The 23,848-nt window shown below is 53.2% G+C and carries 23 protein-coding genes; 8 read left to right on the forward strand and 15 right to left on the reverse strand.

The genetic code is table 11. The features are described from left to right. Nucleotides 1–960: 960 nt before the first annotated feature. Nucleotides 961–2,079, reverse strand: coding sequence for an acyltransferase family protein (locus A3OW_RS0111500; RefSeq protein WP_033412467.1), 1,119 nt, complete (start codon nucleotides 2,077–2,079; stop codon nucleotides 961–963). 100 nt (nucleotides 2,080–2,179) lie between these two features. Between A3OW_RS0111500 and A3OW_RS27850 the strand changes: the two genes are divergently transcribed. Beyond that, nucleotides 2,180–2,497, forward strand: a complete 318-nt coding sequence (locus tag A3OW_RS27850; RefSeq protein ID WP_020563591.1) for a hypothetical protein — start codon at nucleotides 2,180–2,182, stop codon at nucleotides 2,495–2,497. Here A3OW_RS27850 and A3OW_RS0111510 read toward each other — a convergent pair. The 9 genes from A3OW_RS0111510 to A3OW_RS0111565 form a co-directional block, all read right to left on the reverse strand. After that, the gene (locus A3OW_RS0111510; RefSeq protein WP_020563592.1) at nucleotides 2,494–4,044 is read right to left on the reverse strand and encodes a fused MFS/spermidine synthase; all 1,551 of its coding nucleotides are present in this window, start codon (nucleotides 4,042–4,044) and stop codon (nucleotides 2,494–2,496) included. The genes A3OW_RS27850 and A3OW_RS0111510 overlap by 4 nt on opposite strands. A gap of 78 nt (nucleotides 4,045–4,122) precedes the next feature. Beyond that, nucleotides 4,123–4,998, reverse strand: a complete 876-nt coding sequence (locus tag A3OW_RS0111515) for an FAD:protein FMN transferase (protein WP_033412469.1) — start codon at nucleotides 4,996–4,998, stop codon at nucleotides 4,123–4,125. Nucleotides 4,999–5,123: 125 nt separating this feature from the next. After that, entirely contained in the window at nucleotides 5,124–7,670 is a 2,547-nt protein-coding gene (locus tag A3OW_RS0111520) for a DUF3570 domain-containing protein (protein WP_020563594.1), read from the reverse strand. Next, a complete protein-coding gene (locus A3OW_RS0111525; protein WP_020563595.1) occupies nucleotides 7,657–7,881 on the reverse strand; it encodes a DUF4266 domain-containing protein in 225 nt (74 codons plus the stop codon). Before A3OW_RS0111525 ends, A3OW_RS0111520 begins: the two co-directional genes overlap by 14 nt. Nucleotides 7,882–7,932: 51 nt before the next feature. Further along, nucleotides 7,933–8,454, reverse strand: coding sequence for a TlpA family protein disulfide reductase (locus tag A3OW_RS0111530; RefSeq protein WP_020563596.1), 522 nt, complete (start codon nucleotides 8,452–8,454; stop codon nucleotides 7,933–7,935). A 321-nt stretch (nucleotides 8,455–8,775) separates the two neighbouring features. Beyond that, entirely contained in the window at nucleotides 8,776–9,627 is an 852-nt protein-coding gene (locus A3OW_RS0111540; protein WP_033411711.1) for a hypothetical protein, read from the reverse strand. A gap of 450 nt (nucleotides 9,628–10,077) precedes the next feature. Continuing rightward, nucleotides 10,078–10,854, reverse strand: coding sequence for a hypothetical protein (locus A3OW_RS0111550; protein ID WP_020563600.1), 777 nt, complete (start codon nucleotides 10,852–10,854; stop codon nucleotides 10,078–10,080). 720 nt (nucleotides 10,855–11,574) lie between these two features. Next, nucleotides 11,575–14,478 (reverse strand): bifunctional [glutamate--ammonia ligase]-adenylyl-L-tyrosine phosphorylase/[glutamate--ammonia-ligase] adenylyltransferase, encoded by a 2,904-nt coding sequence (gene glnE / locus A3OW_RS0111560; RefSeq protein WP_408605653.1) that lies wholly within the window; start codon nucleotides 14,476–14,478, stop codon nucleotides 11,575–11,577. A 99-nt stretch (nucleotides 14,479–14,577) separates the two neighbouring features. Beyond that, complete coding sequence (locus A3OW_RS0111565; protein WP_026223519.1) at nucleotides 14,578–15,567, reverse strand: integron integrase; 990 nt, start codon at nucleotides 15,565–15,567, stop codon at nucleotides 14,578–14,580. A 152-nt stretch (nucleotides 15,568–15,719) separates the two neighbouring features. On the opposite strand from A3OW_RS0111565, the gene A3OW_RS0111570 reads away from it, so the two are divergent. Further along, the gene (locus A3OW_RS0111570) at nucleotides 15,720–16,484 is read left to right on the forward strand and encodes a hypothetical protein (protein WP_020563604.1); all 765 of its coding nucleotides are present in this window, start codon (nucleotides 15,720–15,722) and stop codon (nucleotides 16,482–16,484) included. Nucleotides 16,485–16,551: 67 nt separating this feature from the next. Here A3OW_RS0111570 and A3OW_RS24820 read toward each other — a convergent pair whose 3' ends face one another. The 4 genes from A3OW_RS24820 to A3OW_RS28610 all read right to left on the reverse strand — a co-directional run bounded on the left by A3OW_RS24820 (nucleotide 16,552) and on the right by A3OW_RS28610 (nucleotide 18,486). Then, nucleotides 16,552–16,845 carry a helix-turn-helix domain-containing protein gene (locus A3OW_RS24820; protein WP_157385878.1) on the reverse strand — a complete coding sequence of 98 codons (294 nt, stop codon included), beginning with the start codon at nucleotides 16,843–16,845 and terminating at the stop codon, nucleotides 16,552–16,554. 178 nt (nucleotides 16,846–17,023) lie between these two features. Then, nucleotides 17,024–17,263 carry a hypothetical protein gene (locus A3OW_RS0111580; protein ID WP_020563606.1) on the reverse strand — a complete coding sequence of 80 codons (240 nt, stop codon included), beginning with the start codon at nucleotides 17,261–17,263 and terminating at the stop codon, nucleotides 17,024–17,026. Nucleotides 17,264–17,584: 321 nt separating this feature from the next. After that, on the reverse strand, nucleotides 17,585–17,800 hold the full coding sequence (locus tag A3OW_RS24825) for a hypothetical protein (protein ID WP_020563607.1): 216 nt from the start codon (nucleotides 17,798–17,800) through the stop codon (nucleotides 17,585–17,587). Nucleotides 17,801–18,213: 413 nt separating this feature from the next. After that, a complete protein-coding gene (locus A3OW_RS28610) occupies nucleotides 18,214–18,486 on the reverse strand; it encodes a hypothetical protein (RefSeq protein WP_232422376.1) in 273 nt (90 codons plus the stop codon). Nucleotides 18,487–18,674: 188 nt separating this feature from the next. On the opposite strand from A3OW_RS28610, the gene A3OW_RS0111595 reads away from it, so the two are divergent. The 3 genes from A3OW_RS0111595 (at nucleotide 18,675) to A3OW_RS0111605 (ending at nucleotide 20,585) form a co-directional block, all read left to right on the forward strand. Then, complete coding sequence (locus A3OW_RS0111595) at nucleotides 18,675–19,583, forward strand: ParA family protein (RefSeq protein ID WP_020563609.1); 909 nt, start codon at nucleotides 18,675–18,677, stop codon at nucleotides 19,581–19,583. Nucleotides 19,584–19,594: 11 nt separating this feature from the next. Further along, complete coding sequence (locus A3OW_RS0111600) at nucleotides 19,595–19,936, forward strand: hypothetical protein (RefSeq protein WP_020563610.1); 342 nt, start codon at nucleotides 19,595–19,597, stop codon at nucleotides 19,934–19,936. A gap of 151 nt (nucleotides 19,937–20,087) precedes the next feature. After that, entirely contained in the window at nucleotides 20,088–20,585 is a 498-nt protein-coding gene (locus tag A3OW_RS0111605; RefSeq protein WP_020563611.1) for a hypothetical protein, read from the forward strand. A gap of 213 nt (nucleotides 20,586–20,798) precedes the next feature. Here the strand turns inward: A3OW_RS0111605 and A3OW_RS27145 are convergent. Next, nucleotides 20,799–21,912 (reverse strand): IS630 family transposase gene (locus A3OW_RS27145; RefSeq protein WP_085984322.1). Its coding sequence is split into 2 segments (ribosomal slippage): nucleotides 20,799–21,486 and nucleotides 21,485–21,912, totalling 1,116 coding nucleotides; the frame shifts between segments, so codons are not numbered across the junction. Between the two features lie 196 nt (nucleotides 21,913–22,108). Here A3OW_RS27145 and A3OW_RS24830 point away from each other — a divergent pair. From A3OW_RS24830 to A3OW_RS0111630, 3 genes are all read left to right on the forward strand, one after another. Continuing rightward, on the forward strand, nucleotides 22,109–22,636 hold the full coding sequence (locus tag A3OW_RS24830; RefSeq protein WP_033411715.1) for a DUF4145 domain-containing protein: 528 nt from the start codon (nucleotides 22,109–22,111) through the stop codon (nucleotides 22,634–22,636). 108 nt (nucleotides 22,637–22,744) lie between these two features. Next, nucleotides 22,745–23,305: a GNAT family N-acetyltransferase gene (locus A3OW_RS0111625; protein ID WP_020563613.1), complete on the forward strand. Its 561-nt coding sequence runs from the start codon at nucleotides 22,745–22,747 to the stop codon at nucleotides 23,303–23,305. An 84-nt stretch (nucleotides 23,306–23,389) separates the two neighbouring features. Beyond that, nucleotides 23,390–23,836: a hypothetical protein gene (locus A3OW_RS0111630; protein WP_020563614.1), complete on the forward strand. Its 447-nt coding sequence runs from the start codon at nucleotides 23,390–23,392 to the stop codon at nucleotides 23,834–23,836. Nucleotides 23,837–23,848: the final 12 nt, after the last annotated feature.

Raw genomic sequence — 23,848 nt, forward strand, 5'->3', positions numbered from 1 at the left:
CTCCTAAAAACAATATTAAAGGTGGATCTGATCAATTATTCTTAATTTCCCTTCATGAAAAATGAAAGACAATTAGCATAGGGTTGACGGTTGAAACTCGGATCCTCCCTGCCTGGCGAATTTGTTGCTCCGTTCCACGTCCTACCATCCTATGTCCTACTACAATAAAAATTGGAAAACTATATCGGGTCATCGATTGATATATGTTTTCTAATTTTTAATTTTTTAACCATGATCCCATTCATTCCAATGCATGGTTCCAGAAATTTCGGCCATCAAAAAATACTTTTCCTGCACATACGTCTTGATGCGCTACGACACGATTAACTCTTGGCGCGTTTAACCGCAAACGCTGTTGTTGACGTCCGTCGCACGGTAATTTCAAAACGGGCTTTCTGCAATGCGTTCTATACGATCAGTCCTTAGAATTTCTTTCGCAGAAACAGAACCCAAAAATCGCCTGCTATCGCCAAAAAACAGGACTCAATTAATTATCTTTATAGACTTGATCAGCCTAAAACCTCTTATCTGCCGCCAGTTCATAATCAGACTTGTGTCTGGCAAGGTTTCGACATAAAAACGATGAGCAACCAAGACTCGTTGCACATCACTTGAGAAGAAAAACCTGGACTCTCGATCCAGGCAAAAACTGCCGTTTAACGGCAGTGGGACATGGCTTCCTAGAAGGAAAAAAGATTTAGCAATCAATGTATTTTTTGAAATACCCCTTTCGCCATAGTCCAATTTTTCGAAAAGTCAATTAATTGTACCATAAAAAATTAAAAAAATTCAATGTCCGTTGATACTTTCGATAGAGACTCTCTTGGAAATTGCTGGCAGGCAAGTTCATCGGGAAGCCCACCAGGCTCGGCGGACGCTAGAGAAACCGCCATCTTGAGCCTGTCGCTTTCCTAAAGCCATTACGGCCCTGCCTACTTGAACGAACCGCCCGATATGGTTTCAATGTAACGTATCCGGGCCGGTTTGCGGATGAAACGAAGCGCGAGCATTCTTTTCGAACCAGCGTGCGCGCAGCCGGCGAGAGCCCTCCAGAAGCGGTCGTTCAACCCATCGGTAGGCCGCCTGGCCATACGCCAGCGTGGCTGAGAGCATGATCAGACACGCCAACAGATTATCGAACAACCCGTACCGATCCCGATCGGTTATCAACCATAACCGCCCGACCGCCGAAAGAATCAGCACGTGAGACAAATAAATCGTGTAAGAAGCATCGCCGACGCGGCAAAGAAATTCCGGCACCCGGAAGTTTTTTTCTCTTTCCAGAGCCGTAAGGGTCAGCAGGAGAAGCGCGTACAATGCACTCATCGAGCCCGCGCGCAGCAGCGACGCCTCTTTCAGCACATCGAACAGGCCAACCAGAAAAAACCCGAGCACCCACATTGCTCCGGTTACCGGAAAAATGAACCGGGAAGAAAAAAACTTTCCGCGATCGCCGGAAACGAAGATAAAAACCCATGCTCCTGTAATGAATTCCAGCGTATAGGGATGAAGAACGATTCGCCAACCGGAAGACAAATCGGCCACGTCCGTGAAAATGCAGGCGGTCGCGACGACGACTGACCACAGCAGTAGAGCCGGCAGCAACAGCCGTTCGTTCAGCATCAACAAAGCCGTAAAAACCAGATAAAACCACAATTCGTGAACCAGCGACCACGCGACCATCACCAGAGGCAGCCGATCGCCGGGCAATAAGAAAAAGGAGAGCGCAAGGTCCTGCTGCCGCCCTTGGGAAGCATTGACCCACTCCGGCTTGATGAAAAAGAAAGACAGCGTCAGGAAAAAATAAAACCAATAGACCGGATAAATCCGGGTCAGCCGGCTCCACAAAAACCGCAAAGGCTCTCGGCGCTTGCCGAAACGGCCTTTCGTAGCCGAGACAATGACAAAGCCGCTGATGACGAAAAACAGGTCCACGCCCGATTGCCCGAGCCTGAAAAAATCGGACAAAAACCGGTCGCCTCCGGAGTATTTCGCCTCGACCAGCATGGCATGAAATGCGACCACGCCAAGAACGGCAATGCCTCGCAGCGCCTGGACAGACCGTCGATGCTGGGACATGATTAATGACTCCCGGCTGAACACGTTTTTGATTATCTTACAAAAACGCATGACCGTATATTGCCGGGAGCCAAAGAAAGCGTGAAACAAGGAATATTACATGCCCGATGCTGGGCCTGAGGCTGCGGGATTCTTTCGAAAACTCGGCATTCAGCCAAATGGCCAAGTTCCGGCCGATCCGACTCGTCCCCAGTATTTACCGAGGGTTGAGCCAGTTTGTAAGAAAATAATGACAGAGTTATCCACAGATTTTGTGGACAACATTTCAGAAATATTACGGACAGCCGCTTCACCGATAAGCCACCCTCATTTTCTGAATGTTATCGAGCCGTCCTCAGCGTTCCCCGAACGCCGCTTTTTTAAATTCCCTGTATCGGCAGATGACCCTGTCCTGCCGTCCGCCCCTTTGCAAGATTAACGCACCAAGAGATCGGCTCCCAGCCAGTCGACCAGAAAGTGCCGGTAATGTTCGGATTTGCGTATCTGCAAATGCTCCAGCGGATTGAGATTATCGGTCAGAATCCGGCCTGGGCTCCGGTCCACGGCAAAAATCCGCCGGTTCAGCCATTCGGCCTGGGCCGGCAGGAGCGACGGAGACGTAAGGTCGAGAGGCTTTCTTGCGGCTAGGAAAATAAAATCGTTAAAATCAACGCCCGGCTCCGAAATAAAGATCGAGAGATGCGGAAAAACCTGCTCAATGGTTTTCGCCACCGACGCGAGCGGCGGATTGACCCGGCCTTCGGCGAAACCGACAAAATTTACGGCGAGAATGCCCTGCTCGGAAAGCAATTGCTTTAACTGTCTCAGGGTTTCCACCGTCAACAGATGCGCGGGTTCGGCGCCGCCCGTAAAGCAGTCGTGAATGATCAAATCGTACTTTCCTTGTAAATGGCGGATTTCGTAGCGGGCATCGCCGATCACCGACTGCCCGTGAATTCGGTAACCGAAATGATCGCGAGCCGCCGCGGCCACCGCCGGATCGATTTCGAGAGTATCGACCGCGATGCCGTACCGCTCGTGCAGAACCTGCGCCATGTGGCCGGCGCCGAGACCGACGATCAGAGCGCGCGACATTTTCGGCGCCATCGCCGGAATCAGCCCGACGATGTCCTGATAGCTGAGCCGGCTCTCGCCGCTGCTGATACTGGCCGCGCCGATCATCGACGCGTCCGAGGTGAGCATTCTAAGATCCTTCGCGGGCTGATCGATCACCCGCACCCAGCCGTACAGACTTTCCTGCTCGGAGATTATTTTAAATTGGCCGCCGCGGGTATTCTGATGCCCGGCATCCACCACTTTCGGCAGCAACAGCAACCCGGCGGCGGCGAGCAATACGCTCGGCAATACCGTCAACATCTTGCCCAGGCGCTTTTGTTCAAACAGGGACAGAACGATGGCCAGCAGAAACAGCAAAACACCGGCGCCGATCAGGATTTCCCTGGAACCCACCAAAGGGAACAAATAAAAACCCAACACCAGAGTTCCGACCACGCTGCCGAGCGTACTGACCGCATAGATGGAGCCGGAGGTGGTGCCGACGCCTTCCAGTTGCGACGTGGCCAACTTGATGGCGAACGGCCCGACCATGCCGAGAAAAGTCAGGCTGGGCAGAAACAGCACCAGCGAGCTGGCAAAGGCGCCCATGCGCAATCCCAAAGGATCGGTCGCCAGCAAGACCGTGCGCGTGGCCCAGGGAATAAACAGCGTCAGCAAGGCGGCCAGGGCGATGATCAAAGACAGCCCGGTGCGCCTGGCCCGGTCGGCCCAATAGCCGCCGATAAAATAACCGGTCGCCAGCGCGATCATCGTCACGGAAATCAGCGAGGACCAGACGTACAGGCTGGCGCCATAGAAAGGAGCAATCATCCGCGTTCCCAAAAGCTCGATGACCATGACCGAGGCCCCGGTCAGAAAAACCGTCAGATACAGCCCGGCTCGCCCAAATACGGTAAGAAAATTGCGCATCGTCGTTATTAAAAATTGTCGGGTTTACAAACGTATAAAAAATCAAGCCTTCCGGCGGCTTATTCATCCCTTGACGGATCACCTTGCCGATGCGCCAACCGATCCTCCGGTTTTTCCGTTGACGTCCACCCACAAATGAGGCAGCCCAAGGCTTGCAAGCCAGGCGGGTCCCTGCTCTTCCTTGAGCATGGCGATGGTCGAAGCGCTGCCGGCAACGACGCATAAATCGCTCACCACGCTGACCGCGGCCAGCGCCCGCACCGGCCAGCCGGTCCTGGGATTCAGCACGTGGCCGTAACGTACGCCGTCGACGACGATACAGCGTTCGTAGTCGCCGCTGCTGGCCAACGCTCCCGAAAACAGCGGCAAGGTCTCCAGAAGCGCATCCCGGCGGCGGGGATGGCGAATGCCGATTCGCCAGGGCGTCCCGTCGGCACGCGGTCCGATGACCTTGATGTCGCCGCCGAGATTGACCAATCCGTGTCGGATGCCTTCGGCCCGGCACAGCGCCGCGATCCGGTCGGCGGCGTATTCCTTGACCACGCCTCCGAAATCGATTTCCATGCCGGCAATGGTAAACTCGAGAACGGGAGGCGACCACTTGAGCTTGTGCCAGCCTACCCTGTCGAGCAGATCGCTGATGAGTTTCGGATCGGGCAGCCTGCCCTGATCGAATTTCCAGGCCTGACGCAGGATGCCTGAAGTGACGTCGAACAGCCCTTCGCTCTGGGCATGGCAGGTGGCGGCGTAATTCAAAAGCCCGGCCGTTTCTTCGTCCACCCGGATGCGGCCGCCTATGGCCGCTGCCCGGTTGATTTCGGACAGGAAGCTGTCGCTGCGGTAACGCGAGTAGAAAGCTTCAAGCCGATGGACGTCGGCGATGGCTTTCTCGGCGGCCTGCCCGGCCTGAGCGGGAGTTTCGGCGAAAAGCTGGATATCGCAAGGCGACCCCATCGCCTTGAACGATTGCTGATAAAAACTCAGGCTGTTCGATTCCAAGGCGTCTAAAGCTTCGGATGACCGGCGAACCCTGCCGATTTTATCAAGACCACCGCCGTGCCTCCCAATGCCGAACGACGTTAAAATGCATAACGCCAGGTTGCCGCCAGCGTACCGTCGCGGTCCAGTTGATAGCCGTTGAAATCGGTGCTGACCGGCTGCAGCCATTCCACGCCGAGGCTGTTGCCCGCCAGATCGCCTTGCGGCACCGTGGCGTTCAGGCCAAAACCCACGTCCCAGAAGCGGCCGCCGTAATTGGCGGGGTAATCGACCGGACCGAACTTGTCGATCAATTGATTGTATTCGCCCTGAATCGCGCCCTGTACCGTGTAAATCCCGCGAACCGACGCGGAAAGCCAGTTGGTCACGGCATAGCTGCCCCAGGCCGTGGACTGAATGACGTCGCCGAAAGCGAACCCGGTCTCTCCGTTATCTTCAAGCCGTTTGGTGCCGCTGACTTGTGCGCCCCAGGACCACTGATCCATATTGCCGGTGTAAGTCAGACTCGGCCTGAAATCCAAAGTACCGCTGCCGAGCTGCATGCCGTAATCCATCAGTCCCCCATCCACCTGATGATTGCGCCGGAACTGGATGTCCACGTCGCCGAAAGGGATGCTTAATCCCAGACCCACATGCATATGATGGTGAGGCGAATCAAACAGTTTGAACAAGGCATAGACGCCCATGTCGCCGATACCGCCCGTCTCATGGTCATCCTCGACGTGATGAGGAATATGCACGCCGCTGCCCGGAGGAGAATCGGCATCCGAATCCGGCGGCGCTCCGGCCAGGCGGCGCATCGTCATTTTCATATCGACGTACTGCGGCATCACCATCAGGTTCAGCCAGTCGGTCGGCGCATACATGATGTCGAGCATGTGCATGTGCATGGCCATGCTGTTTGGCGTGAGAAAACAAGGATTGCCGGAGCAGCCGCCCGCCACGATCGCCTGATCGCCGACCGGATTCGAGCCGTTCAGCATGTCGCCGCTCTGGCTGCCGTACATGTAACGGTAACCGAACATCCACTCGCCCGCCTTTTTCAGCATGTGGTCGAACATGACGCCGGCCGGTGCATAGGCTCCGTGCCGGTGAACATGAGCATCATGACCTACATGACCGCCTGCCGCGGCGGCGAGCGCTCCGAGATTGACTTTCAATGCGCCGTTGGCCACCCAATAGTCGAAATCGGCAAAATCGCCTTCGCCGCCCGAGCCCAGCTTCAGGCTGCCTTGATGGGTGTAATATTCAAAGCCCAAATCCAGGGACACGCCTTTGGCAAATTGTTTGCTCAAGGTCAAGCCGCCGCTGAGCGAGCCGAAACCGGAAAGCCGGTGGTCGCTGGAAAAGTTTTGAGGCAATTTGCTGCGATCGAAATTACCCGAATTATAGGCCTGCATCGATATCAGATAAGGCCGGTAAAAATCGGCGGCATCCTGCGTGTAGTAACGCACTCTGGGCGTCAGGGTCCAGCCGTGGCCGAGCGGCTGCGCCCAGTCGGCTTCGAAGGTATGGGAATCGATGCCCCAGTCGTCGTGATAAAAACGGTAACCGAAATGCAGAGCGGCATCGAAAGGATCGATGTACTGCACATAGCGCAAATTGCCGGTCCATTGATTGCGGATGTCAGGGCGCTGCTCCAGCAATGCCTGGACATTGGCGAAATAACCGCCCGGCGGAGCCAGGAACTGCTGCGAAGGATCGATGAAGCCGACCTCGACGACCTTATAGGGATTTTCCTGGTACCCGATGCTGTAGGTATAGCCGAAGCCGGTCTCGATCAGGGCGTTTTTGTTCAGCACCTGCGTCAATCCCAAGCGGGCACTCCAATCCTTGCGATGGCCGTCGATGATCTTCCCTCCTTCGGACGTCAGAGTGATCTGATCGGTATAAGCGCCGGTGTTAATGTAAGGCAGCGCGTCGTGGTCGATTCGGGCATTGGTATCGCTGGCGGTATAGCTCACCCCCCCGGTCAGGGTGGTCAGCTTCTGGTTGAAATCGAGCCGCCCCCCCAGATTGACGAAACGGGACTCGTAATCGCGTTCCAGGGAAATGCCGCCGCCGACGTCCAGCGCCGCCTCGTCCCACTCGTAGCCGAGCTTGAAATCGCCCTGCTTGCGGGTTTCGGGCGAGGCTGAAGACAGCGTATGCACCAGACGGTTGTCGACCTGATTGCTGACGTTGCCAAAGCCGTCCGTCTTCAACACGTTGAGCTGGGAGTCCAGAAACAATTGCCCGTTGATATAAGGCGTCGCGCCGGACACGCCGTCGGGTGACGTGGGACGATTGCCGCGCATGTCCCAGGGAGCGGTCGCAATCGGCGTCGCGCCCGACCAGGTATCCTGGGTATAGTTAAAAGTAAATTTGATCCGGTCCGACAATTTGAGATTGCCGCTGCCTTGCAGAGTATCGACTTCGATGGGACGGAAGTTGCTTTCCACTCCGAACAGATTGCGTTCGCCTTCCTGATAGTGGCCGTATTGGACGCCGAATTCGTCATCCGCCGCCTGAACCGGGGAGAGCGCCAACCCGGGCAAAGCCAGGGCGGCCGCGGTCAACGCCTGTAAGGCGGAACCGGACGAGGCGACCGCATCCTTGAAGCCCTTGCTTCCTTTAGTAGCAGCCACAGCCGCCTCCTTCCGCCGAACTGCCGCCGGCAGACGCTTCGCGGCTTCCGTAATTATGGGCGCGCAGCGCGTTCTGCATCGGATAAGGATCCAAAGCCATCTGCGGCTTGGCCAGATTGCCCCGTTCCCACGGAGCGACCGGCGCGCAGCCCATGAGAGCCATAATCAGAAAAAAAATTAAAAAATACTGCAATTGTTCCGATGTTTTCATGGTTGCCTGTATCGCTGCCCTGATACCTGACTGCCGGCGCGAAGCTTCGGCTTACTTGGAAACTGGGGGATTTTCCGCCAGCAACTGTTCCACCCACTGATAAAGCTCTTTGGTTTCACCGCCTCGAAAACCCTGATGAACGTGACGAACGGTGCCGTCACGGCCAATCAGATACGAAGTGGGCATGCCTTTGACTTCGAATTTTTTGGCGCATTCTCCGTCCCTGTCGGCCGCCAGCATGAAATCAACCGGATACTTCTCCAGAAAGGCCCTGGCGTCGGCGGGATTTTCATCCAGATTCACGCCAATCAACTGCAAGCCTTTATCTTTTAGTTCATTGTGCAGTTGATTCATAAAGGGAAACGATTTGGCGCAAGGGACGCACCAGGAAGCCCAAAAATCCAGATAGACGACTTTACCGCGAAACCGGCCGGTATCGTATGCCGGAGCATCGCCCCCAATCTCGCTTAACGAACAAACGGGCGCCGGCCGTCCTGCGTCGACAGCCCACAGCGTTCGGGAGGAAAGACAAAGAAGGACGGATGCAAAAAATGCGGCAACGGATCGATTCATTGTAATTATATTTTTATGAGTTTTATTTTATTGGAGCGTTTCCCCATCGCCGATAGGGGCGAATGAATTCGCCCTTACGCGGGAGACCGTATATACGAACCGAAAGCTCTAGAACCCACCGCCCGGAATGGCCGATACTCGGGTTATTCCGACGCCTTGCAACCCGAAACGGGACAACGCGGACTCCGTCACGTCCGGTTTGCAGCCCTTGAATTCGAAGCTCCGCCGCCGGCTCTCTCCGGCATGCGAAGAAAAAATAATCTTTCGGGCCGCAGAGCTTCAGGTTCGTCCGTTGGGGATTATGCCGGAGCGCAAAACCGCTTAATTTACCCGTTTGCCGGTCAATGTCCCTTTAGAATAACAAGAGTCCAGAATACCCTTGCGAAGGAACGAGGCTTTCAGGGATTTTGCGGAACCGTCTTTCTTGAATTTTATAACGCCGACCGCTTCAAAGTGATTGTCGGCATCGGCATAATAAGAAGTAACAAACGATGCCGCATTGGCAGCATACGAATCGATCGCTACATCCAGGGTCGCCACAGGAACAGTCAACTCGGCATCCCGATAAGCCGTTATTTGCGTGTCGCTATCGACATGAAACCATAAGTCGACGTCACTGGACGGACTGAATTTTACCGGCTTGGCTCCCGGACAATATTGAGTGCCCGAGGTATTGAGCTGAAAGACCGCTCCCGTAACCCCATCAGTGGGAGACGGGGCGGTCGTGGCGTCGTCTTCCAACACGGCAATCGAGGTATCGTCGCCGGTATGGAGTCCCGCCCCCGTCTTGCAGTGGAATTCCATGGAATAATTCAACGAGCCCGCGCCATCTTTAGTAAGCGTTACGGTATAGGGACCGTCGCCTGCGGTGACCGAAGCCACGTCGCTGTAGTTGCTGTCTCCGCTCACGGTATCGGTGACGGATGCGGACAGACCGTTCCGTTCAACCACCACGCTGAGCAGAGGGGACGAAGGCGTCACGTTAATTATGGAAACTTCAAGGCGTCCCGTAGTAGTATCGCCAGTGGCGCAGGTCACCTGATAAATGTCGGCCGCTCCGGCATCATCGCCCAAGGAGCCGGTCTGAGTATGCGCAAAGGCCAAAGCGCCGTAGCTTGCAAAAGCGGCTGCCGATGCAGCCGACATAAGGTATTTGAATAATTTCTTGTTCATAATAATCATCTCGCGTCATTCCCGGGCCCTGAATTCCCGAGAGAAAGGACATCACCCGGCGCACTCGCCGTCATGTGACATCAACCACTCGTCATCGCATCTCGGTTTTCCTGCATGACCCGTGAACCCATTCCGAGCTTGCTGGCACGAAGTTTCGACTCCTTCCGACGAAGAGAATGCGGCTTACTGAACTGCGAACTCAGGAAACGCAGCCATAACCTGGGGATTTTACCCAATTCAGGCGCTTTTTCATAGAATAATCGGCCTTCGCTCTGTTGCTCCCTGAGCCGCGTGGCCTTAGGCAATTCAGGCTCGACAGTGTCCGGCGCTTTTCGTTTTTTCCACTCTATCCCAAACGGCAAAATCCGGCATTCCTGAAAAATTAAGAACGCCGGATCTTTTTATGCGCGAGATAACGGCCGCTGCCGCTTCCCTTACAGCATCATGCCCTTATTTAGGCCAGTAGCCTTTGATCGGAAGATAGGTATCGATGTCGGTATCGGAAGGTTGAACCGCGATGTCGAATTGATCCGCTTCCGCGCAGGTATTGTCGCTAGTGCGGTTCACCGTCAGAGTCGGCCAGTAGGGACTGGTTTCCGAATCGTGCGGCATGACGCCGATGTCGTTAAACAAAGTGGTCATATGGCCAATCCAGACATCCATACGATTGTCCTTGTCGGTATTTTTGGTTTTGTTGCAATAGTTTGCGATGGCGATGCGAACTTTCAGACTCTTGGCACACGAGTCCGCCTTGAAGGTAGGAGCAGTGATCCGGAAAGGAACCAGGCCGACTGCCGTCGTATCCAGCTTGCCCGAGTTCAATACGATGGCACGGACTCTGCCGTTGGCATCGACAGTTTCGGCCTGTTTCTTGAATACGTTTTTGTCCTGTACCATGCCGGGAGACAGGCCTATAAGTCCGCCATCCGCACCTTCGATGTGATCGGCCAGATTGATCGCCGTCTCGTTGCCGTCCGCATCAATCTTGAATGCTTGAGAATCTTCGTTATTGGGGAACAAGGCCGATTGAGCCGCAACCGGCAGCAACTTCTCGGTGCCTTCGTTGTTGTTGCAGCCATGGGTGATCGTGAATGCGGTATAAAGGCTCTTGCCTTCATCCACCTGATCTTTGACGCCGGTATGGGCGTAAACAGACTGGCCGGCGCCGCAAATAACAGTGGTCAGCGCGCACAAGGTCAATTTCTTCAATTTTCTTGAGTTTCTCATTTGCTCTCCAATGGGATCAGTTTTTATTGTTGTGTCGTTATAAAGCAATTTGCATACGTGAGCTTCAGGATCAATTTCCTATCAAACAGCTCGGACAAATCCACTGCCAAATAACAAAGCACGATATATGCCAAAACGCGCTCCCTCGCCTCCTTGGCCTTATCCCGATGCATCAAACAACCCAACCAGAACACCTATCACATTGATAATAATTAATTTCTTTCCACACCGGGGATCTTGAAAACCGCTGAAAGCAGACTATGATAAAAAGCGGCTGATCGCTGTAAGTCTCTCCGACACAGGAAAAAATTCGTTTGTATTCCTGCCTGTGAGCCAATAAACGTCCATTTTCAAACAGTTAATCCCGTTTTGTCCGGAAATCGAGAGCTTTCTTTTATTTAAGAGAGTGCGGCATATGACGCAAAACAACTGCGTTAAATAACATAGTTTAATTAATTGCAGCAAAAACGCCGGATACCTATGGAGCACCAGTGCGCTCTGCCCTTCGACAAGACTCTCCTGAGCATGGGCGAAGGGCTCGGGGCAAGTTTATCCGGTACCCCTTAAATTTAACGGCCTCGGTCCATTCGTTCCTATCCTATAAAGTTGCCGCGCTCTGCCGAGTACGGCATCGGTCGCTTTTCTAGAGCATTTTCATATTGCGCGGGGCGAATGAATTCGCCCCTACTCCGTAATCGTTACAGAAAAACCGAAAATGCTTTAACGCTCCATATAGTCGTGCCACAGTTGCCCAACCTGCCGGCTCAGCGCGGCCACCTCGGTTTGGTCGATGACCGCGCGGTCGCCCTGCAGAACCAGTTTATGCCCGTAGTCCCGATAAGCGCAGTAAGCGGCTTTAAGAAGATCGGCATTGTCCTTCGAGATAAATCCGATGCCGGCCAGCGCTTCGAGCAGCCTGACGTTGTCGGTATACGTGGTCAGATCCGGCTGTTGATTGGCCAGGCTCAGAATGCCGAACTGCACCAGAAACTCGATGTCGGCAATGCCGCCTTTGCTTTGCTTCAGGTCGAACTTGTCCGTTTCTTTGATGGCCAGAGCGGCGCGCATTTTTTCGCGCATTTCCCGGACTTCGGTTTTTAATTTCCCGGTGTCTCTCGGCAAACTCAAGACTTCGCGCCGGACGGCTTCGTATTTTTTCTTCAGCCCGGGGTCGCCGGCAATGAAGCGTCCCCGGACCAGCGCCTGATGCTCCCAGGTCCACGCTTCGTTCAACAAATAGTTTCTATAGCCGTTGACGTGGTTGACCAGCACCCCGGAATCACCACTCGGCCTGAGCCTCATGTCCACCTCGTACAATACGCCCGACAACATTTTGGTATCGAGCATGTGCCGTACTTTCAATCCCATCCGGCCGTAGAACAGGGCCGCAGGAATCGGCTTGCCGCCGCCGGTCGGCGCATTGCCGTCCTCGGCGTCGTACAGAAAGACCAGATCCAGATCGGAGCCATAGCCCAGCTCGATGCCGCCGAGCTTGCCGAAACCGAGCACCGCAAAACCCATCGCATCGAGGGAACTGCCGGGCGGGCAGCCGTGCTTTTCGGCCAGCATCCGCCAGACCCGCTCGACGACTTTCTCGACAATGCTCTCGGCGATGTAGGTCAGGTAATCGCTCACCACCATCAGCCGCAAGACGCCCATGATGTCCGCGGCGGCCACCTTCAACACCTGCTGATGCTTGAACTGGCGCAACAGAATCATCGTCTGTTCGAGATCCTGAACGTCGACGTCGGTCAGCAGGGCATCCAGTTGCTGCGCCAGATCCTGCTTCTGCAGCGGTTCGAACAGGGAACGGGGATCCAGCAACTCGTCCAGCAGGATGGGATATTGCGCGATGTAATCGCTGATCCAGGAGCTGGCGGAAGTCAGTCGGAGCAACTGGGCCAGTGCGTCGGGATTTTCATAGAGCAAGGCCAGATACACCGTCCGGCCGGCCACCGCTTCGAACAGGCTGAGCATTCTTTTCAGCGTCTCGTCCGGATTGGCGACCTGCCCCATCGAATCGAGCAGGAGCGGCATCAATCGGTCCAGCACCCCGGCCCCCTTGGCGGTCAGGCGCTTGACCGCAACCGAACCTTTAAAGCTTCGAAGCGCCGCCAGCGCCGTCTGAGCATCGTCAAAGCCATGGCGCGAAAGACCATCGACCAGCTCCGCTTCATCGGCCGCGCCGTTCCAGATCCTGGCGCTCGATTGATTTTGCGTTTCCTGACGGGACAGCGAGAAAACCTGGTCGAAAACCTCGTGCACCCGCGCCCGGACCTGATCCAGTGCCTGTTTGAAACTGTCCCAATCCGGATAATGCATCGAATAAGCCAGCGCGTCGCGAGCGGCCTCCGTCCCGGGAAGATCGTGAGTCTGCCGGTCCTGATACTGCTGGATTCGGTTTTCGACCCGGCGCAAAAAGCGGTAGGACGCCTGCAACTGCTCGGCGTCCTGCGGCGTCAGCAGCTCCATCTCCCCGAGAAGCCTCAAGACATCGAGAATGCCTCGGGTCTGCAGGGACTTTTCGCTGCCGCCCCGGATCAACTGAAAAGCCTGGCCGATGAATTCGATTTCCCGGATGCCGCCCGGCCCCAGCTTGACGTTCTCCATGCGGTCCTTGCGCCTTAGCTCCTGGGTGATCTGCGCCTTCAGCGACCGCAGCTCTTCGAAAGCGCCGTAATCGAGATAACGGCGATAGACGAAAGGCCTCAGCATCGCCATCAACTGCTTGCCGGCGTCGAAATCGCCCGCGACCTGGCGCGCCTTGATCATTGCGTAGCGTTCCCATTCCCGCGCCTGAGTCAGATAATAATTCTCCATGCCGTCGAAAGTCATGATCACCGCACCGCTGTCGCCGAATGGCCTGAGCCGGATATCGGTGCGGAAGACGAAGCCGTCCACGGTCGTCTCGTCGAGCACCCTGACCAGGCTGCGGCAAAGCCGGGAAAAAAACTCGCCGTAACTGGTCTCTTTCCGGTCCGGCAACACGCCTTCTTCGGCAAACGCGAAAATCAGATCGATGTCGGACGAGAAATTCAACTCGTGCGCGCCGAGCTTGCCCATGCCGAGCACGATGATGTTCTGGGGCTTGCCGTTGGACAAAAGAGGCGTGCCGTAGCGCCGGCACAGCTCCCGGTAGAGAAAATCCAGCGCACATTGAATGCAGGCGTCGGCCAGCCAGGACAATTCGGACAGGGTTTCGGCCAGATCGGCCCAGCCCGCCAGATCCCGCCAGGCAATCCGGACCATTTCCCGGCGGCGAAAGCGCCTGAGTTCCGCCATCAGTTCGGCTTCGGTTGCGGCCGGTTTGGCGCCCAATCGATTGCGGTAACGGTCCGGGTCGTAGGCGGCCTTAAGATCGCCGGAATCGGCCAGATCGATCAACAGATCCGGCTGACGCAGGCAGCTTTCGGCGACAAACGGGCTGGCACCGAAAACCCGGACCATCGAAGCGCCTATTTCGGGCTCGGGATTGAATTCAAGCTTGTATTCGGCAAGACGGTCGGCCAATGCGCGCAACGAAGCGCTTACGGTTGCCCGCAATGTTTCGGGAAGAACAGTTAATTCGGATTCGGGCAGATTGAACAAGAGAGGCATTCCGGTCGATGAAGGGACGTTCATCATACCCAAAATCGAGAGCGAGTCAAAAGCGTTGCGCTTGTATATAAAGTATATCCGGCTCGGCAAACCCTCCATCCGGTCAAAGTTCCCTTAGGGAAACTCTTACAATGAATCCAGCGGGCTCATCACGCCCTTGCCGCCTTTGTTGAGCACGTGGGTGTATATCATCGTCGTCGAGACGTCGGCATGGCCGAGCAATTCCTGGACCGTGCGGATGTCGTAACCCCCTTCCAATAAATGCGTGGCAAACGAATGGCGGAAAGTATGCGGCGTCGCCGGCTTGGTCGAGCCGGCATCGCGCACTGCTTGTTTCACCGCTCGCTGAATCGCCTGCTCCTGCACATGGTGCCGGCGAACCGCGCCGGTACGAGGATCAGTGGACAACTTATTGGCAGGAAACACATACTGCCAAATCCATTCCTTGGCCGCATTCGGATATTTTCGCTCCAGCGCATACGGCAAATACACCTTGCCGGCTCCCGCTTCCAAATCGCTCCGATGCAGTTCTCGCACTTTCTGCAGATGAGCCTGCAATGGCGCGATCAGCGATACCGGCAGCATCGTCACCCGGTCCTTGAAGCCCTTGCCGTCGCGGATCAAAATTTCCTTGCGTTTCATGTCGATGTCCTGAACTCTCAGCCGCAGACATTCCATGATCCGCATGCCGGTGCCGTACAAAAGGCTGGCAATCAGCCAGTTCGTACCACCCAAGCGCGACAGAATCGCCTGGACTTCTTCGCGATTCAACACCACCGGCAAGCGCTTGGGCGCCTTCGCCTGCTCGACATTGTCCAGCCAAGGCAATTCGATAGACAACACCTCCTTATACAGAAACAACAGAGCGCAACGCGCCTGATTCTGAGTGGAAGCCGAGACCCGGCCGTTGACCGCCAGATGAGTCAAAAACTGTTCCACATCCTTAGCCCCCAACTCTCGCGGATGCCGCTTGCCAAAATGCAGAATATAGCGTTTAATCCAGTCCGTATAGGCCTGTTCGGTACGGATGCTGTAGTGCTTCAGACGGATTTTGTCCTTGACCTGATCGAGCAACTTAGGCGGCTGACCAGAAATGGTATTTGATGTGTCTTGCATAATTTTTAGGTTGTGATAAATTTAGACATATGTATGAGTTACTTAGAATTTTAATTTTATCGAATTATTTAGGCAATCCTTTGACGCAATATTTTGCGTCATTTAGGATGGCTAATTAACGTTGGACGTCGCCATAGCGTAGGTTGCACACGATGATCGGATCTAGAACTCGTTATTCGCTCGCGCAGTATCTCGAACTTCATGAGACGGCTTTTGTTGTGGCTTCGGTGAACAAACACGGCATCCGTTTTTCCACTGAAGAAGGAAGGCTACTTACTGGGCTTATCAACTGCTTCCGTTCCGCGAACGATGAGCAGCTATTGTCTCTTATCGAGGAAATCGCCCGAACCGATAGTGACCTTCGCGCTCGCGTGGAGAAGAAGTATCGGCACGAGGAGCGATTCGGTGATTTACGGCGCTGCTTACAACTTGACGGGTACATCATTGAGAATAAGCGGCTTACGCAGACTGACCCCTCGATCAGTGATGCTCCTCCGCTCGACGACGACCTTCTTATTGAGTTGAATGCTTCTGGCTTGTCTAACGCCGACGAGATCGTGAGAAAAGTCAATTCGTCGTCAGAGCTATTTCGTTCGTCGCCGCACAATTACAACGCATGCCTCAACGACATTCGCGTCGCCCTAGAAACGTTGGCGAAGGCGATCGCGGTTACTCAACAATCAAATTGTTCTCCACCCTACGACAATACTAAGTGGGGTTCGGTCATTGGGTTTCTCAGGATCGTAGGCTTCATCACTCAGGAAGAGGAAAAAGGGCTTGCCGGTGTATACAGCTTTGTTAGCCCGGGGTCGCATCGACCAGTTGGGCTCTCCGAGGAACAAATGGCTCGCCTCGGTCGATCACTTGCGCTCGGCATGTGCTGGTTCCTAGTCAAGAGCTATAAGGCAGCACAGTGAAGCGACGCCCAACCCTTCAGTCAACCGGACCTGCGCGAAAAGCCGCGCAGGCCGGTTACTTCGAACGTTATACATCCGGTTGCAAAAGTACGTCGGCTGGAACACCAAGCGCGTAAGCTCGTTTTGTGGCCCCGATAGGCAACTTTCGCTTACCGTTCACAATTTCGCTATAGTGTCCTTTTTGCAGTCCGAGTATTGCTGCGAATTCACTTTGTGTCAGTCCGTATTGTTCTCGCCTGAATTCCAGCGCATCAGCAATGCTAACACTAACAGCTTTGCCGGCTTGCACCTCGGCAAGAAGACGCAAAATCATTGTAGGTTTCGGTTCGCGTCTATTTAGTTCTACTAAGTTCGTACTCATGTATAACCCGTCATTCAACGCGACGCCAGGAAGCATAGAGGTTTTGTTTAGAGTCCAACTTGGCGCGCGTTAATTTTGCGTTATGCGTCAAGCTGAGCGGCTATAAGCCACGATGGCGAAAATGAGGGTAAGGTGAAGGGAAAAGGGGAAAATAGCCGTAAAGCGATTGTAGACGGTTTTAGACGGTAGTCTGTGGATGCGTGACAATGGGCGTGGTCACGATGGGCGTTTGATCAGGATAGTTAAAAACGCCGTCACGAACGTAGTCCGCAATGATTTTGTCAACGCCGCGAGCGCAAACGGCAGCGAAGGTTAAGCCGGTTTTTTCACAGATGACGTTTAAGCCTTGAATCTGCATGGGCGTGATGGGAAAGCTGGCGCGGGCACGAAAGCCGCCGTTTTTACGTTGTTTGTACATGAAAGGAACCTCGTTAAAGTGAAAAATTGTTATGTTATAACATTGGAAAAAGAAAAAAAAGCAAGGTCATACCAGAATCAGGGCGCTCCGCCCGCAAAGCCAGGAGCCTAACACGGCTTGATTCCCTAAAGTCAAGGGAGGCTTCGCCGTTCCGCTACACTGGCGTTACGCGGACCGCCCTTGACTTCAGGGAACCCGACGCCGTGTTTATCCTGGCTAAGCGGGCGGGGTTGCCCTAGGGGGGCAGGCGGAGCGAAAGCTTAAAGTGCGCTCTAAACGAAAAAGAAACAAAAGCACCTGCTAAAGAAACCGTTACGAAAATTAAGAACCGAAGCGCGAATTAGCACGGGAACGCTGACCATTTTGAGAAGAGCGGATGTAGCCTTCGGAAAGACAATCCTCCATGTACAGCTTGAGCGCCGCCGATGGGCTGATCCGCTGAGCTTTGCACAACTTGGCAAATTGTTCTTTCAAGCCGTCATTGACGCGAAAAGTAAAGGTCGAATTTTCAATCGAGAAATCAGCAAAATCAGTCATAAAAAGCACCTGAGTAAAATGTTAGGAAGACTTCGGAATATCTAACGTAAGTTATTACTTTGTTAGTACAGTGCCTATTATAAAGTAAGTGCAAAAGTTTACAAGGGTTAGTGCAAATGGGAAAACTGTGCAATTATAAGTCATTGAATATAAAGGTGAAAAAAAACGATGTGTCACCCATGAGACAAAGTGCCCGTGTTACAAGGACGGGCACTAAGGCCGCCCCGCCACCGCGCCGGCCGCTAAGGCGGCCGGCTCTGTGTCTGATCGGCCATAAAGCCGACTGGCATAACAAGGGCGTTCGAGCGGACGGCGCTCGAAGAAAAGGCATCGAAAAAAACTACAACGCCGCCGCTCAACTTTGCATTAGGCCGCACAACCGGACCGGTTTAGCCGCCCCGCTCGTTCGCAATTCATTCGGTCCAGCCGTCAACCGCCTGGCAAACAGCAATGGCTTCCCCGCCTCCCAGCGCTCCCTCGCAGCGCACGACTCCGGTCACCACAGTCATCATTGGTCTTGTTGCTGGCTTCGTCACTTCGGGAGTGGTGTCATGGGCCACGCCGGACGGCAACCTTGTCGTGACTTTGGTTCCTGGTTTGGCAGTTGGTCTTGTGTCCTTCAGCCTCGCCTTGTGGTGGTTCCGTCGTAGCAGGGCAAAGTGAGCACACGGTTGTTCGCTTCTCACTCACGTCAACGCCGCGGTGCCTGCGCGGTGCGGCCTAACCAGTCGCTCAAGTTGACGCCCAGCGGCATGCGGGCCTGGCCGCGAGGCCGTGTTGCTTATCATCGGCCTCGCGGCCAGGCCCGCATGCCGCCGGTCGCAACTTAGCTCCAACGTTAGCGTAGCAAGACGAAATATAGGAGACAATCGTCATGGCAATAGTCGTTTCATTCATTAACTTCAAAGGCGGAGTTGGCAAGACTACTTTGTCTGTCGAAATTGCGGCTTCACTCTATAAAAAATTCAATTCTCGTGTGCTCATGATTGACCTTGACCCACAATCAAATTGCACTCTCTATTGGATGACAGAAAAAGATTGGGAAGAGCACATTGAAAACAAAGGCACCTTACTAAATTTCTTTGAGGCTGGCCTAAATGAGAAAGATTTTGATATTTCGTCGATAATTGCAATGCCTTCAAGGTTCAAAAAATCCGCCTGGTATAGCAAATTCGATGAAATAGCGAATAGGGGAATCAAGTTAATTCCGTCCCACATGGAGTTGTTCGGCGTGGATTTAAAACTTGCAACTAAGTTTGGCTTTGATAACCCAAAAGCACAGTTAATGCTTAAAAAGGCGATCAAGCCAATCCAGAATGATTTTGACTTTATATTTATTGATTGTCCGCCAAACTTGTACTTGGCAACACAAAATGGACTTTTTACAAGTGACTATTATGTAATAGTGGCTCTTGCGGAATACCTTTCAACTCTTGGTATAGCTCATATCCAAAAATCAATAAATGACCTATTCGACAAAGCAAATCAGATATTTGAATTTGACCAAAAAGCATTCAACAAGCCTGAGCTTGCGGGCGTGGTATTTAATCGCCTGCGTTACCTAACAGGTGGTACTGGTAACGAAGAAAAATGGCTTAATAAAATACGGTCTGAGTATGGGGATTTGATCTTTGATACAGTTATTCCTCAGTCACAAAAAATCGCTGAACGCCCCGAACAGAGCGAGCCAATCGCACTATCAGATTATGCCGCAGATTCTCAATACTCCAATAGAATTCATAAAGCAGCGGAAGAATTCTACGAACGAATTACAAGGCCATAACGGTGGCAAGCATGACCGAATCAGATAAAACAAAGCTCCAAAGTATTCTCCGGAAAATTGATGCTCTTAAAAAGGAAGTTGAAGAATTGATCGGAGGTGACAATGAAAAGTCAACAAAGAAACCCGAAGTAAGCATAGAGGCTAAGGCATTAATCGAGTCTATTGGCGCGCTCTCCACCAGTGATTTAGAAACTAGACTAAATACTTTAGGCCATAAAGATCTGGGCGATGTCTTTGTTGCTGTTGGTGGCTCTAGTGGAGATAAGCGCAAACCAAAAGCGTGGCTTATAGAAAGAATCATGTGGTTAGCAAAGGAATTTTCCGAAAGCCACAAGTCCATCAGAGAGTCATGAAAACGCTAACAAGTCGGTCAAAGGGACGCGCCGCCCTGTTCCGGTTTTACAGGATGATTGAAAATTCAGGCGCACCGGCTTCGGTCAAAGCCCTCGGCGGCGCGCCCCTTACCGTAACGTTATGCAACCAACCACAAAGCGGAGTCTCAGAATGAAAAACATCAGTATTGTTTCGTTACTTATCGCATCTAGCTTTTCTGGCCTAGTTCAAGCTGGGGCGGTAGAGGATTTGAGTGCAATCTTAAATAATCGTGCAGGTTCGTCTTCCGAGGATCGTCGCTCGGATGTCAAAGGGCCTCTTGGGGTAAAGCTTGGCTGTAAAGGCGATACTCTCGAAGCCAACGTATCAATAACAGGCGTTTCGGGAAAACTGGAAGGCGACACTGCGGTTATGTCTGTCACTTATGGTGGCAAGTACTATCGCCAAGGATGGGATGTTCCGTGTCAGAAGGTGTCATCCAATCTGGGTGGCTTGGAAGAAAGAAGTGTTTCGGGAACGTATTCGTTCCGAGTTACAGGTAAGGCGTTCCAAAAGCCAACAATCACATGGGGGCAAGGTTCAAACTTCGGTGAAGTTGGCGACCCAGGGCATGACTCCAATGTGTTCGCCATTCGCGCTGTACAAAATGCAATTGCAAGCGCATTTTAAACAGCATAACCCGTCGCTCAAGCCGACCCGCTTCCGCTACGCTCCAGCGGTCGGCTTAGCTCTGCGTTATGTGGCCAACAGAATGGGAGCTCATCTTTGCAACTAACCCCCAAATTTAAGAGTGGCAAATTTCAATGTCCACATTGCCAGGTTGCGTCGCAGCAACAGTGGTTCGATGTCAACAGTTCCAGCAAGGCAGCAACTAGTAGTCAGTCACGAAGAAACACAAGGATACAGGCGAGCCAGTTTACGTCGTGCCTGTTGCGTCGTAAATCGCCAATTGACGGGCGTCGCCTTGGTGTTGCGCGGTAGGATATTGGCTTCGACCTCACGCCGGAGGCTCTCTGTGTCCGGTATCCGCTGTGATAAACACATGTTCGACAAGACGGCCAGTTCGATCTCAGCGATGTTTAGCCAACTGCCATGCTTGGGCGTGTAGTGGAACTCCAGCCGTCGCGCCAATTCACGGGCTTGCTCTGCTGGAAAGGCTTCATACAAAGACGCCATTTTATGGGTATTCAGATTGTCCAGCACCACCCGGATCACCGCCGCGTCCGGATAAAGTTCAGCGATATGCTTCATGCTGTGCGCGAATTCGATTTTGGTCCGCCGCGCGGTGATGTCCACCTGCCGAAAACCGCGTTTAGGTTCGCAGATCATCATCAAATCGCAGACGCCTTTCCGTTCATAGCCGGTGTCATAGCGGGCCGGTTGACCGGGCTCAGGCGGGAGAGGTTGGCGGACTTCCGCAATGAGTTGCTTCGGACTTTCGTCGAAACACACAACCGGGCGCAACGGATCGTAGGGTTCTTCATAAAGGTCCAGCACGTCTTCCATCGCCGCGACAAATTCAGCACTCACCTCGGGAATGCACCACTCTTGCTTCTGCCAGGGTTTGAGAGTGTTTTTTTAAAAGCTGACGGATGGTTTCATAGCTGCAACGGTCGGCATACGCTAATTCCACCACTTTGTCCGCCAACAACCGCAAGGTCCAGTGATCATGCCCTGTCGGCGCCTCACTACAAGCCAAGGCGATAATATGGGCGGCCTGCTTCTCCGTCAGTTTTGGGGCACGTCCTGGACGGGGGCGTTCTTTCAGGGCGGCTTCCGGGCCTTCTTCCACACACCGTTGGCGCGTCGTCAACACCATTGATTCCGAGACACCCAAAGCTTGGATAATGTCTTTATCCTGAATACCCGCTGCCGCTTTTAATAAAATTCGCGCGCGTGTCAGATGGCGTGCCGCGGCTTTTCCTTTGTTGATCATGGCTTCCAAGCCACGCTTTTCGTCTTCAGTCAGATTGACTTTGTATTTAAGAGCTGGCATTGCTTGACCTCAATCAGTAACCATCAATGCCACTATAGAGTGACTTACAAGCCCAATATATCCTTTTGATTTAAATTGACTGACTACTAGCATCATTAAACACGTATTCTATGACTACAGAACCCAAATACGAGATTATCAACAGGAAGCTATTGCTAAATTTATTAACGAAGTAGAACTTGCAAATAACAGGCATATGCCCGAGTTTGTTCCAAATGGTTTTTCTGTCGCCACCTGTTCGACATGCGGAAAAATATCTCTCTGGGTTAACGAAGAAATTGTTTACCCAAAGCAAACCCCGGTTGCTCCGCCAAACTCAGATATGGAACAGGAAATTCAGGATTTATACCTTGAAGCTTCTACGATTGCCATAGATTCCCCTAAAGGTGCAACCGCACTATTAAGACTGGCTTTGCAGTTACTTCTCAAACAGCTCGGTAAATCAGGGAATAACATTAACAATGATATTAAGGAGCTTGTTGCTGGAGGTTTAAGTCCAAAAATTCAGCAAGCGTTAGATTTGCTGCGAGTAGTCGGCAATAACGCCGTACATCCCGGTCAGATAGACCTTGATGATGGGCGAGATATTGCCCTAAAGCTATTCCATGTTATTAACTTCATCGCTGATGAAATGATTACTAAGCCAAAAGAGCTCGACTTGCTGTACGCAGACGTCGTGCCGGAAGAAACAAAGCAATACATTAAGGTGAGGGATGGCAAGTGAGGCACCCCATAAGTGCCGCACATAACATGTCGCTCAAAGGGACGCTCCGCTTCGCTGCGCGCCCCTTAGCTTGGCGTTATGCACCATCATCTCCGAGTGCAGTGACAAATGGCTGAGTTAATAGAGTTTGAGACAGAACGACTTCGTTTACGTCAGTGGAAGCCCACCGACCGCGAACCCTTCGCCATGCTCAACGCCGATTCAAGAGTCATGGAGTTCTTCCCTTCGCCACTGACGCGCACAGAGAGCGACGCAATGGCTGACCGTTGCCAATCTCTAATTTCAGAACGCGGATGGGGCTTTTGGGTTGCCGAAACGAAGGAAGCCAGTCAGTTTATTGGCTTTGTAGGTTTGCACATACCGGTAGCCGAACTTCCCTTTTCCCCATGTATAGAAATTGGCTGGCGGCTTGCCTTTCAATATTGGGGCAAGGGTTTCGCCACGGAGGCCGCAAAAGGTGCGCTTCATGTTGGCTTCGAGTTGCTCGGCTTGACCGAAATCGTGTCCTTCACTACCGTTCAGAACATCAGGTCACGGGCGGTTATGGAGCGCCTCGGAATGCGCGCGACCTCCACCTTCGAGCATCCCAGTGTGCCGATTGGTAGCCCGCTTCGTGAGCATTGCTTGTATCAGTTGTCTCGTGAGCAATGGGGAGCATATATTGCATAACATGTCGCTCAAGCCGACCCGCTTCCGCTACGCTCCAGCGGTCGGCTTAGCTTTACGTTGGGCACTTCACTTTTGGAGTACGTTATGAATTCGAGACGATTTGTCGTTGCGGTATTGGCGATATTCATCTTCGCCTTGGTGTGGAATGGGTTTGTCCACATGGTGCTTCTCAAGGAGGCCGGTTCGGCTCTTGAAGGAATAGCACGCCCCGCCGGGGAACGGAATATGGTACTTGGCCTCCTGCTTACCGCAGGGGTCGCAACGCTTTTCGTCTATTCATATATTTCATTTGTCCGTACACCCGGCATCAAACGGGCACTCGGTCATGGTGTATTCTTTGCGCTTCTGGCCGGTCTGTTTGTCGATTTGAATCAGTTCTTCCTATACCCAATTCCAGGCTCATTAGCGGCTGCGTGGTTTCTTTCCGGTTTCATTGAATTCTGCATCTATGGTGCTCTAGTGGCCTGGCTATATCCCATAGCTGCCCAACCCGTCGCTCCAAGGGACGCGCCGCAAGCGGCGCGCCCCTGAGCTTGCACGTTA

The sequence above is a fragment of the Methylosarcina fibrata AML-C10 genome (assembly GCF_000372865.1).
Taxonomy (GTDB): domain Bacteria; phylum Pseudomonadota; class Gammaproteobacteria; order Methylococcales; family Methylomonadaceae; genus Methylosarcina; species Methylosarcina fibrata.

Bases quoted from the DNA above. Each gene is read 5' to 3' on its own strand.
- A3OW_RS0111500 (WP_033412467.1), bottom strand. From the start codon at position 2,079: ATGTCCCAGCATCGACGGTCTGTCCAGGCGCTGCGAGGCATTGCCGTT.
- A3OW_RS27850 (WP_020563591.1), top strand. From the start codon at position 2,180: ATGCCCGATGCTGGGCCTGAGGCTGCGGGATTCTTTCGAAAACTCGGC.
- A3OW_RS0111510 (WP_020563592.1), bottom strand. From the start codon at position 4,044: ATGCGCAATTTTCTTACCGTATTTGGGCGAGCCGGGCTGTATCTGACG.
- A3OW_RS0111515 (WP_033412469.1), bottom strand. From the start codon at position 4,998: ATGGGGTCGCCTTGCGATATCCAGCTTTTCGCCGAAACTCCCGCTCAG.
- A3OW_RS0111525 (WP_020563595.1), bottom strand. From the start codon at position 7,881: ATGAAAACATCGGAACAATTGCAGTATTTTTTAATTTTTTTTCTGATT.
- A3OW_RS0111530 (WP_020563596.1), bottom strand. From the start codon at position 8,454: ATGAATCGATCCGTTGCCGCATTTTTTGCATCCGTCCTTCTTTGTCTT.
- A3OW_RS0111540 (WP_033411711.1), bottom strand. From the start codon at position 9,627: ATGAACAAGAAATTATTCAAATACCTTATGTCGGCTGCATCGGCAGCC.
- A3OW_RS0111550 (WP_020563600.1), bottom strand. From the start codon at position 10,854: ATGAGAAACTCAAGAAAATTGAAGAAATTGACCTTGTGCGCGCTGACC.
- glnE (WP_408605653.1), bottom strand. From the start codon at position 14,478: ATGATGAACGTCCCTTCATCGACCGGAATGCCTCTCTTGTTCAATCTG.
- A3OW_RS0111565 (WP_026223519.1), bottom strand. From the start codon at position 15,567: ATGCAAGACACATCAAATACCATTTCTGGTCAGCCGCCTAAGTTGCTC.
- A3OW_RS0111570 (WP_020563604.1), top strand. From the start codon at position 15,720: ATGATCGGATCTAGAACTCGTTATTCGCTCGCGCAGTATCTCGAACTT.
- A3OW_RS24820 (WP_157385878.1), bottom strand. From the start codon at position 16,845: ATGAGTACGAACTTAGTAGAACTAAATAGACGCGAACCGAAACCTACA.
- A3OW_RS0111580 (WP_020563606.1), bottom strand. From the start codon at position 17,263: ATGTACAAACAACGTAAAAACGGCGGCTTTCGTGCCCGCGCCAGCTTT.
- A3OW_RS24825 (WP_020563607.1), bottom strand. From the start codon at position 17,800: ATGACTGATTTTGCTGATTTCTCGATTGAAAATTCGACCTTTACTTTT.
- A3OW_RS0111595 (WP_020563609.1), top strand. From the start codon at position 18,675: ATGGCAATAGTCGTTTCATTCATTAACTTCAAAGGCGGAGTTGGCAAG.
- A3OW_RS0111600 (WP_020563610.1), top strand. From the start codon at position 19,595: ATGACCGAATCAGATAAAACAAAGCTCCAAAGTATTCTCCGGAAAATT.
- A3OW_RS0111605 (WP_020563611.1), top strand. From the start codon at position 20,088: ATGAAAAACATCAGTATTGTTTCGTTACTTATCGCATCTAGCTTTTCT.
- A3OW_RS24830 (WP_033411715.1), top strand. From the start codon at position 22,109: ATGCCCGAGTTTGTTCCAAATGGTTTTTCTGTCGCCACCTGTTCGACA.
- A3OW_RS0111625 (WP_020563613.1), top strand. From the start codon at position 22,745: ATGGCTGAGTTAATAGAGTTTGAGACAGAACGACTTCGTTTACGTCAG.
- A3OW_RS0111630 (WP_020563614.1), top strand. From the start codon at position 23,390: ATGAATTCGAGACGATTTGTCGTTGCGGTATTGGCGATATTCATCTTC.